At 62.7% G+C, this 8,707-nt stretch carries 9 protein-coding genes; 5 read left to right on the top strand and 4 right to left on the bottom strand.

What is annotated here, in order from left to right:
* The 5 genes from RIN18_RS16895 to RIN18_RS16875 all read left to right on the top strand — a co-directional run.
* On the top strand, positions 1 to 337 hold a 337-nt coding region (locus RIN18_RS16895), incomplete at its 5' end, for a UDP binding domain-containing protein (protein ID WP_309105148.1).
* Between the two features lie 47 nt (positions 338 to 384).
* On the top strand, positions 385 to 1,554 hold the full coding sequence (locus RIN18_RS16890; RefSeq protein WP_309105147.1) for a glycosyltransferase family 4 protein: 1,170 nt from the start codon (positions 385 to 387) through the stop codon (positions 1,552 to 1,554).
* The gene (locus RIN18_RS16885; RefSeq protein WP_309105146.1) at positions 1,551 to 1,913 is read left to right on the top strand and encodes a hypothetical protein; all 363 of its coding nucleotides are present in this window, start codon (positions 1,551 to 1,553) and stop codon (positions 1,911 to 1,913) included. Before RIN18_RS16890 ends, RIN18_RS16885 begins: the two co-directional genes overlap by 4 nt.
* Complete coding sequence (locus RIN18_RS16880; protein ID WP_309105145.1) at positions 1,910 to 3,535, top strand: hypothetical protein; 1,626 nt, start codon at positions 1,910 to 1,912, stop codon at positions 3,533 to 3,535. The genes RIN18_RS16885 and RIN18_RS16880 overlap by 4 nt, the downstream gene beginning before the upstream one ends.
* A gap of 3 nt (positions 3,536 to 3,538) precedes the next feature.
* Positions 3,539 to 4,780: a glycosyltransferase family 4 protein gene (locus tag RIN18_RS16875; protein WP_375163545.1), complete on the top strand. Its 1,242-nt coding sequence runs from the start codon at positions 3,539 to 3,541 to the stop codon at positions 4,778 to 4,780.
* Here RIN18_RS16875 and RIN18_RS16870 read toward each other — a convergent pair.
* From RIN18_RS16870 to RIN18_RS16855, 4 genes are read right to left on the bottom strand one after another with little or no spacing between them, the layout of a single operon-like run.
* Complete coding sequence (locus tag RIN18_RS16870) at positions 4,775 to 5,653, bottom strand: SGNH/GDSL hydrolase family protein (RefSeq protein WP_309105143.1); 879 nt, start codon at positions 5,651 to 5,653, stop codon at positions 4,775 to 4,777. The two genes, RIN18_RS16875 and RIN18_RS16870, sit on opposite strands and share 6 nt — an antisense overlap.
* Positions 5,650 to 6,831, bottom strand: coding sequence for a non-hydrolyzing UDP-N-acetylglucosamine 2-epimerase (gene wecB, locus RIN18_RS16865; RefSeq protein WP_309105142.1), 1,182 nt, complete (start codon positions 6,829 to 6,831; stop codon positions 5,650 to 5,652). Before wecB ends, RIN18_RS16870 begins: the two co-directional genes overlap by 4 nt.
* A gap of 16 nt (positions 6,832 to 6,847) precedes the next feature.
* Positions 6,848 to 7,684, bottom strand: a complete 837-nt coding sequence (locus RIN18_RS16860; protein WP_309105141.1) for an ATP-binding cassette domain-containing protein — start codon at positions 7,682 to 7,684, stop codon at positions 6,848 to 6,850.
* The gene (locus RIN18_RS16855; protein WP_309105140.1) at positions 7,677 to 8,639 is read right to left on the bottom strand and encodes an ABC transporter permease; all 963 of its coding nucleotides are present in this window, start codon (positions 8,637 to 8,639) and stop codon (positions 7,677 to 7,679) included. The genes RIN18_RS16860 and RIN18_RS16855 overlap by 8 nt, the downstream gene beginning before the upstream one ends.
* Between the last annotated feature and the right edge of the window lie 68 nt (positions 8,640 to 8,707).

Below are 8,707 nucleotides of genomic sequence, written 5' to 3'. Positions count from 1 at the left end.
GGCCAAGGCCGCGAAGTTCCGCGAGCCGGTGATCGCCGCGCTCGGCATCGCCTTCAAGGCCGACGTCGACGACCTGCGCGAATCGCCCTCGAAGTCGATCGTCGAGCGGCTCTCGGCTGAGATCGAGCACGCGCAGGTGCTCGTGGTCGAGCCGAACGTCGAGGCGCTGCCGGCGTCGCTCGCCGACCGCGCGAACGTCGAGCACGCAGAGGTCGGGGACGCGATCGAGCGCGCCGACATCGTGCTCGTGCTCGTCGACCACCACCAGTTCAAGACGCTCGACCGCGAGCTCCTCACCGAGAAGATCGTCGTCGACACGAAGGGACTGTGGCGATGAAAACGCACCGTCGAGTCGCGCCCTTGCCGACATGTGGCGGGACTGACGTGGCGGTCCGGTCCGCGACGCGCGTCCTAGTCATCGCGAACGCCTACCCGTCTGATCGTGCGCTTTACCGGAACGGCTTCATTCACCGTCGAGTCAAGGCGTACCAGGAAGCGGGGCTCGAGGTAGAGGTGTTCTATCACCACCAGCCTGTGGCGGAATTGCAGCACTACGTCTACGACGACGTACCCGTAACCGTAGGCCGTTCCGAGCATTTAGAGGCGCTTGCTAAGAGCGCGAGGTACGACGCGTACTTGGTCCACTTCGCAGAGCCCGGTCGCCTCGTGCCTCTCATGAACGCTGCGGTGTCTGCGCCCGTAATCGTGTGGATACACGGTTTTGAGGCGGAAGCATGGCACCGACGCTGGTTCAATTTCGTGCTCGGATCGACGGAGATTGCTGACGCAATAGCTAAGAAGAGCAACTACTACGAAACGCAGAACCGATTTCTGCGCGACCTCGTGGTTGAGCGACCGTTGAGGCTTCGATTCGTGAACGTTTCAGCATGGTTCCAGCACATGATCGTTGAACCGGACATCGACGCGGAGATCACCGACGGCGTGGTCATCCCCAACCTCATCGATGAAGAATTGTTTCAGTACAGAGCGAAGAGTCCCGCGCTCCGCCTTCGTATTCTTTCTGTGCGACCGTACGCTTCGCGCAAATATGCCAATGACGTCATGGTCGCCGCCATCCTCGAGTTGTCCAAGCGGCCTTACTTCGACGAACTGCTTTTCACCATCTGTGGCGAGGGAGTGCTCTTCGAGAAGATCACAGCCCCGCTCCACGCGTTCCCCAACGTTGAGTTGCACAACCGGTTCTTCTCGCAGGAGGAGATAGTAGAGTTGCATGCGGATCACGGCGTCTTTCTCGCTCCTACGCGGTTCGATTCCCAGGGAGTTTCCATGTGCGAGGCCGCTAGTTCTGGGTTAGTTGCGGTCGCGACCGATGTCACGGCAGTACCCGAGTTTGTGAAGAATCGTGTCTCTGGTCTCCTCGTTCCTCCCGAGTCACCAGTGGCGCTCGCCGATGCGATCGAGGAACTCTACTTCGATGAGGAGTTGTTCCTCACGCTTTCGGAGGAGGGGAGTCGCTCCATGACGGCGCGCTGTGGCCGCCGAGCGACCGTAGACAAGGAGATCGCTCTCATACGGCAGGAGGTGGCGCGATGAAGGACATTGCGGGCCTGTGGCGCGATCGTTACCGGGAGTTAGAGCGACAGATGGAGTTCATGCTGGTGCAGGCGGCAAGTGAATGGCCGAAAGCATCGAAGCCTGCTCTCCTACGTATTCGGAAGCTGTTCCTCGAGTCGGAGGCACCAAGACGGGTGGTATGTGTAGCTGACGGTGTCAACCTCGACTATCGGTTCACAGTCACTGTTGACGGCGCCGTCGTACAACGCACCGCCTTCCAGCGCGTGAACGCGACCGATATACCTGTGGGTGTCAGCTCTGCCCTTGTTCGAGTCGAGGTCCGCTCCCATGAGGCTAAGGGCACGACCGAGCGGCGCGAACTGAGCGTGAAGCTGTGACGACGCTGATCGAAGTGAAGCCTTTCAGAGTTCTAGTAGCAGGGTATATCAACCTGAACGTCATCGACGGGTCTGCGTTCTTCGTCGCCGGCATGGCTGCCATGTTGTCGCGACACGTTGGAGTCGAGGTGGCTGTGCTCACAGCTAATCCGATTCTGAAGAGCGACGTTTTGTCCGAAGTCGTGCATTTTCCGAACGTTCGCGTGATTGACCCCTACAGGGAGCCCCGACGAACGCGATTGGGTCTGGACGCCGCCAAGCCCACGCGAACTGGTTACGCCGCGGCGATCGTTGCGGAGGCTGAGCACTACGATGCGGTGTTAGTACGCGACAACGAGACGGCCGTCGAAGTGCTTCGTATACGACCAAGCCTTGCAGATAAGCTCTGCGTGTACGTGACGGGCGTAAGCAGCGTGTCCTCTGAGCTGTCGGCGCCCGTGCGCGAGCAGCTGACAACACTCTCTACATATCCTGTTCGTGTCGCCTGTCAGACCCCGGACATGAAAGCGGTCTTAGAGCAGGCGGGCTTCGACGAAATGGCACGACGTGCGTTCATTCTACCCCCGCACGTACCTGATCCGGACGCGGATTTCGAGGAGCTGTTTCATTACTCGGCCTCGCCGAATCGACTGTCGTATGCGGGGAAGTTCTTCCCCGACTGGATTCCCGACTTGATCCTCGCGGGATTTAAGGCTGGTCAGAAGCAGCGGCCGGATCTACGACTCGACGTGGCGGGCGATCACTTCCAAGCCAGCTCTGATCGTCCGAATTTCACGGCTACTGTGAGGTACCTGCTAACCGAGACGCCGGGCGTTGCGTGGCACGGCAGGCTGCCGCGCGCGCGAGCGCGGGAGGTTATTGTTGCGTCCGATGTAGGCATAGGGTGGCGGAGCCCGAATCTGCAGTCGTCGGCCGAGCTGTCGACGAAGATTCTTGAGTACGGCGCTCTCGCTCGGCCAGCAATCCTGAACAGGACTCCGGCTCATGAAAGGCTCCTCGGCGCCGACTACCCTCTGTTTGCAGACTCTCTAACGGAGTTCAAGCGCCTCCTGATGTCGATCGCTGATGGTGCCATGGTCGAAGCGGCAGCGAGACGATGTTTCGAAGCATCACGTCCGTATTGGTACTCGGCGGTATCGCCCAGTGTCTTGGAGTGGATCGGGTGCGTGCCCTCGGCCGCGCCGACCGAGACGTGGGCGCGGCTGCACGCCGACGGCAGGACGATATGGTGCGTTGAAGGGGGCGATGATGTTAGTCCAGTACTCTGGGGGAACTTGCTGATCGCCGGCGGGCAAACGCACACCATGCCGCTGTCGAGCGCGCTGCTTCGCGTCGCGGAGATGGCGAGTGTGCGGCGGGAGGTGGAACGATCTGTCATCGAGATGGGGTCGGCTGATACTGAGCTGCACACGAGCGGCTCGCTGGAGACTCCAGACGAAGTACGAGTGCTTCGCACGGAAGCAGGGCGACTTCGGCGTCAGCTGGAAGAACTTGCAGGCGAGGCCGCATATGCCCGCTCGCGCTTGGAAGCCTTGCAGAAGTCGCGACTTGGTCGGCTCCAGCGGCGTGTCTGGCGATTGAAGAGGCGTCGAGGTGCCGAGAACGAGCAGTTCGGAAAATAGCCGGTGCGCGCGCTACTTATCTCTCACTATTTCGAGCCGGAGAACGGCGCCCCGCAACGCCGCTGGGGCAGCCTGGGCCGAGAGCTATCCGATTTGGGCGTCGAGTTGCATGTTTTTTGCCCCCCGCCGCATTATCCTACGGGACGGCTCGCCTTACGTGACCGAGAACGCTATCGACCGGGGTCTCGGGAATGGTTGACGCCGTCACTGATCATCCACCGCGTCGGATTCATTCCCCATCGAGGTGACGTCGCGAGTCGAACGGCGGATCATGTATGGACGGCTATCAGCACCTACGGGGCAGTATGCCGCCACATCTCACGTTACGGTCGGCCGGAGTTGATCATAGCCACAGCGCCGGCTCTTGAATCTGTTGTAGTGGCTAGCAGGCTGGCTCGAAGGTTTCATCTGCCGCTTATAGTCGAAATGCGTGACGCGTGGCCAGATCTTGTGTCGCATATCGTGCCCGCAAGACAAGACTCGCGTCAACGTCCTCATGCTGCCTGGCTGAAGGTCGCTATCCATCGATACGTGACGCACCTCCAGCGAGCCGCCGATCATGTCGTGACTACGACGGCTTCTTTCGCAGAGGTTCTGCAAGCGCGAGGCGTGGCGCACGTGTCCGTGATTCGAAACGGCACTATCCCTGAGCGTTATGAAGTGCTCAGTACCGCGGTCCGACAGGGATCAGGGCTTCGCGCACTGTACATGGGGACGGTCGGTAGAAGTCAGGGGCTAGAAGTGGTCGTGAAGGCGGCGCTCTCGTTGAGGGAGGAGGGCGTGCCGATCGAGCTCCGGATAGTGGGCCACGGGAAGGACGTGAGTCGTCTGCGGCAGATGGCGACTGGCTCAGGCGTCGAGGTCATCCCTGCCGTGGCCAAGAACGAAGTGGCTCAGCACTATGACTGGGCGGATACGACGATCGTCTCTTTGCGCGACTGGGCCCCTTTTACGTGGACGGTTCCATCTAAGCTCTATGAGCTTCTGGCTGTTGGTAAACACATCACGGCCATTGTGGCGGGCGAGGCCAAAGGCATCGTCGAACTCACCCAGGCTGGAGTGGTGGTACCGCCGGGGAACGTCACAGCACTGATGAATGAGTGGCGGCGGCTCGCACGCACCCGCTCGGACCTCGAGATCAGCCGCAAGGGACGTGCGTGGATCAGGGAGAACGCTGACTACCCGGCCCTCGCAAGAAGCTATCGCACGATTTTTCGATCGCTCACAGATCGGCCTCGGTCATAGGACTGTCGGGACCGCGAACTCTAAACTAATTTCGTCGGCCAATCGCTTCCCGAGAACTTCATGCCCCGTCTCGTTAAGATGCAGCTCGTCATAAAAAAGTTCGGGAAGTCCGGAAAGCCAGTCGGCAGCCGCGATGTGGCGCAGTCCGGTCTCGCGCGCGATGATCGCCGTATCTTCGATCAGCGCCAGCCTGAAACTCAAGTATTTCTCGTATCGACTCCGGTTGCGCGCGTATTGGTTGCGCAAAGTGGCATCCCAAGCAAAGTTGCCCTGCCGAAATGGCGTGCTCGCGACGACCACGTGAAGTTCGAGTGCTCGTGCTGCTGCTGCAATCAGCCGCAACGCTTTTCGAGTTTCAAGCCGAGGATCCGCCACACTGCCCTGGGAAGTGCCGCGAGGCGGGAGCAGTGTCGCGTAGCGCGCGGACCCGCCCCAGTAGCCTCCGTGGTCTAGTGCTGCAGCAGCGTCGCTCTGGGACGGAAATATAAGGATGACGTCACCGGGCCGTGTTAGCGGCGCAATCTTGTTGACCATCGTATTGAAGGTCTGAAGCGTCGTAGCGCCGGAATAGCCAGCGTTGCGCACGTCAACACGATGGCCGCGAGCTCGAACTTGACTCTCAAGCACAGCCGCGAACCGAGTGGTCGGCTGGGCGAACATCGACTCCACGAAAGAGTCGCCCATCAGGAACAGTTGCCGACCTCCGGTGCTGGAGGAGCCTGTCTCGAGGAATCCGAACTCGTCTGTACTCCAAATGAATGGCCCGCTCTTCAAAGAGCCATCTGTCAGCGCAAGGTATGCACTGTCGGGTATGTGCGCTCCTCGAGACAGAGGCCGCAGTTCTTTGAGACGGATGTAGCGCTTTGCACTCATTGAGCAGCCGTCGATGCAGGCAATGTCGTCTCGGGGTGAAAGTCTGGCAGCCGCGCGCCGGAGCCAAGCAACTCAGCGATTGCGGCGATCGATCGCGCGGAGGCCTGTCCGTCGCCATACGGGTTCACTGCGTTAGCCATCATGGCGTACGCGGCCGAGTCTTCCAGTAGATGGTTCGCCTCGAAGACGATGCGGTCATAGTCGGTGCCGACGAGCCGGACGGTGCCTGCGTCAACTGCCTCGGGGCGCTCGGTGTTCTCGCGCATCACGAGCACGGGCTTGCCGAGGCTCGGTGCCTCCTCCTGCACGCCGCCCGAGTCCGTGAGCACGATGCGAGCCGCGGCCATGACCTTCGTGAACTCGGCGTAGGGGAGCGGCTCGGTTACGATGATGTTGTCCTTGCCCTCGAGGTGAGGTAGGACAGCCTCGCGTACGATGGGATTGCGGTGCACCGGCAGGATCACGATGTGATCCTTATGCTTCTTCGCGATCTTGGCGAGGGCGCGGCCGATCGCGTCCATGCTGTCGCCGAGGTTCTCCCGCCGGTGTGTCGTCGCGAGGACGATAGGACGACCGCTCTCGAGCGCTGCGGCGACTGCGGGATCGCCCGGGACCGTATCCCACGTCGCAGCCTCGAGCAGCGCGTCGATGACGGTGTTGCCGGTCACGACGATCGTCGAGGGCTCGACGGATTCGTGGAACAGGTTGTCCCGTGACCCGCGCGTGGGCGCGAGGTGCAGCTTCGCGACCTGGCTGATGAGCTTGCGGTTGGCCTCCTCAGGGAACGGCGAATCGATGTCACCCGTCCTGAGCCCGGCTTCAAGGTGCACGACGGTCACCTGACGGTTGAACGCGGCGATCGCGGCGGCCATGGCCGTCGACGTGTCGCCCTGAACGATGACGACGTCGGGCTGCTCCACGACGATGAGCTCGTCGATGCCGGCGATGGCGCGGGAGACGATGCCGTTCAATGCCTGGCCGGGCTTCATGAGGTCGAGGTCGTGCTTCGGCGTGATGCCGAACATGATGTTCACCTGGTCGAGCATCTCGCGGTGCTGGCCGGTGACGACAGCGATCGATTCGAAGCGCTCGTCGCGCTCGAGGGCCTCGATGACCGTCGCCACTTTGATCGCTTCGGGCCGCGTGCCGTAGATCGTCATGACCTTGTGCTGTCGCATAGATGCTCCGGTTTCGTCAGGTGTTTGAGAACAGAGGAGGGTGTGCAGACGTCGCGCTGACCAGTGCCTTCTTGGCTGCGTCGTCCTTGCCGAGTGCGATGCTGTGCGCGTAGTACCGATACATCGTGGCGACCTCGTCCGCCGGCCCGTCGGCGATGAGGGTGCCGTTGTCGAGCCAGAGCGCGCGCGTGCACATGTCCTCGATCGTCTGGGCGGCATGGCTGACGAGGAAGACCGTGCCGGCTCGGGCGATGAGCCCCTGCATAGCCTCCTTCGCCCGCTCGGCGAAGGATGCGTCGCCGGTCGACAGCGCTTCGTCGATCATGAGGATCTCGGGGTCGGCGGCGACCGAGATCGCGAAGCGCAGCCGCGCGGCCATGCCGGACGAGTACGTGCGCATCGGCTGCTTGATCGCCTCGCCGAGACGAGCGAGCTCCTCGATGCGCTCCTTGGCGAAGTACGCGTCGTCGGGGGTCATCCCCATCGCGAGGGTGCCGAGCCAGATGTTCTCCTCGCCCGAGAGGTCGGGCACCAGCGCGGCGCTGACGCCGAGGAGCTGCGGCTGCGCGGACGCGACGACGGTGCCGGAGGTCGCCGGCTGCAGCCCCGCCAGCACGCGAAGGAGCGAGCTCTTGCCCGATCCATTCAGGCCGACGAGCCCGACCATCTCACCCTCGCGGGCGGCGAGCGTCACGCCGCGCAGGACGGGCCCGGTCACGGCCTTGCGGCTCGCGAACGAGCGGAGCGTCGGCCTCTCGGTGCGCTGCACGCGATAGCGGAGGCGCACGTTCTCGGCGGCGATCGTGACCTTGGGGTCGTCGCTGAGGCGCCATCCCGGCTCGAGCTCAGTCACGTCCGTACCGCTCCTCGTCGCGCCAGAAGAGCGCGAAGCCGACGAGCAGCAGCCCTGCTGCCCATGCGCCGAGGGTCAGCAGCTCGCCGGTCGCGGGCACACCGCCGCCGATGAGCACCGTTCGGTAGAGGTCGAGCACGATGTAGATGGGGTTCGCCTCGACGATGGCGAGCGCCGTCGGGTGGGTGATGAACCGGTCGACGGGGAAGATCACGGCGGACCCGTACATGAGCAGGCGGGAGACGAAGCTCATGGCTTGGGCGAGATCCGGCAGGATCGCGCCGAGCCAGCCGAACAGCAGTGCGAAGCCGAGGTTCAGCATGGTGTGCAGCGCGAAGATCACGGGGAAGAACGACCATGTGACCGAAGGCACCTCGTGCGGAGGGATCGCGATGATCGCGATGATCATCACGCCGATGGCCGGCGCGCTGATGAAGATGTCGCGGAGCACGATCGACACCGCGAGCGACGCCCGAGGGAACGCGAACGCGCGGATCATGGGCTTCGATCCGCGGATGAGGGTCGTGCCGCCCGTGATCGCTCTGCTCGAGAGCTGGAACATGAAGACGCCCACGAGGATGAAGGCGACGTAGTTGTCGACGCTCCCGCCGATGTTCAGCACGAGGCCGAAGATCACCCAGTAGAAGGCGGCGTCCAGCATCGGCCTGAGGATGTACCAGAGCGCACCGAGCCGCTCGTTCGCGTAGCGGGTGAGCGCCTCGCCGCGCGCGCCTGCCCAGATGAAGTGGCGGCGGTCCCACAGCTCGGTGAAGTACTCGCGCAGCGGCGGGCGGCTGCCGACCCGTCGCAGATGGCTGACGTTGCCGTAGCGCTCCTGCAGCTCGTGCCGCAGCGGAGCCGAGAGCAGCTGCGCCCCCGACTGACGGGTCGACCATGCCCTGCGCCACTGCGTCCGGAGCCCACGAGGCTCAGAGCGCTGTGACGGGCGAGCCATGCGGGATCCTGAGCAATCTGTTCGAGGTGTCGAGTCGAGGCCCGGAGGGCATCGACTCCATGCTTGCA

Origin of the sequence: Microbacterium sp. (assembly GCF_031179285.1) — a bacterium.
GTDB lineage: Bacteria > Actinomycetota > Actinomycetes > Actinomycetales > Microbacteriaceae > Microbacterium.
This window is presented reverse-complemented; position numbering and strand designations above follow the sequence as displayed.

Coding starts and splice junctions, on each gene's coding strand:
- RIN18_RS16885 (WP_309105146.1), top strand. CDS start 1,551: ATGAAGGACATTGCGGGCCTGTGGCGCGATCGTTACCGGGAGTTAGAG.
- RIN18_RS16870 (WP_309105143.1), bottom strand. CDS start 5,653: ATGAGTGCAAAGCGCTACATCCGTCTCAAAGAACTGCGGCCTCTGTCT.
- wecB (WP_309105142.1), bottom strand. CDS start 6,831: ATGCGACAGCACAAGGTCATGACGATCTACGGCACGCGGCCCGAAGCG.
- RIN18_RS16855 (WP_309105140.1), bottom strand. CDS start 8,639: ATGGCTCGCCCGTCACAGCGCTCTGAGCCTCGTGGGCTCCGGACGCAG.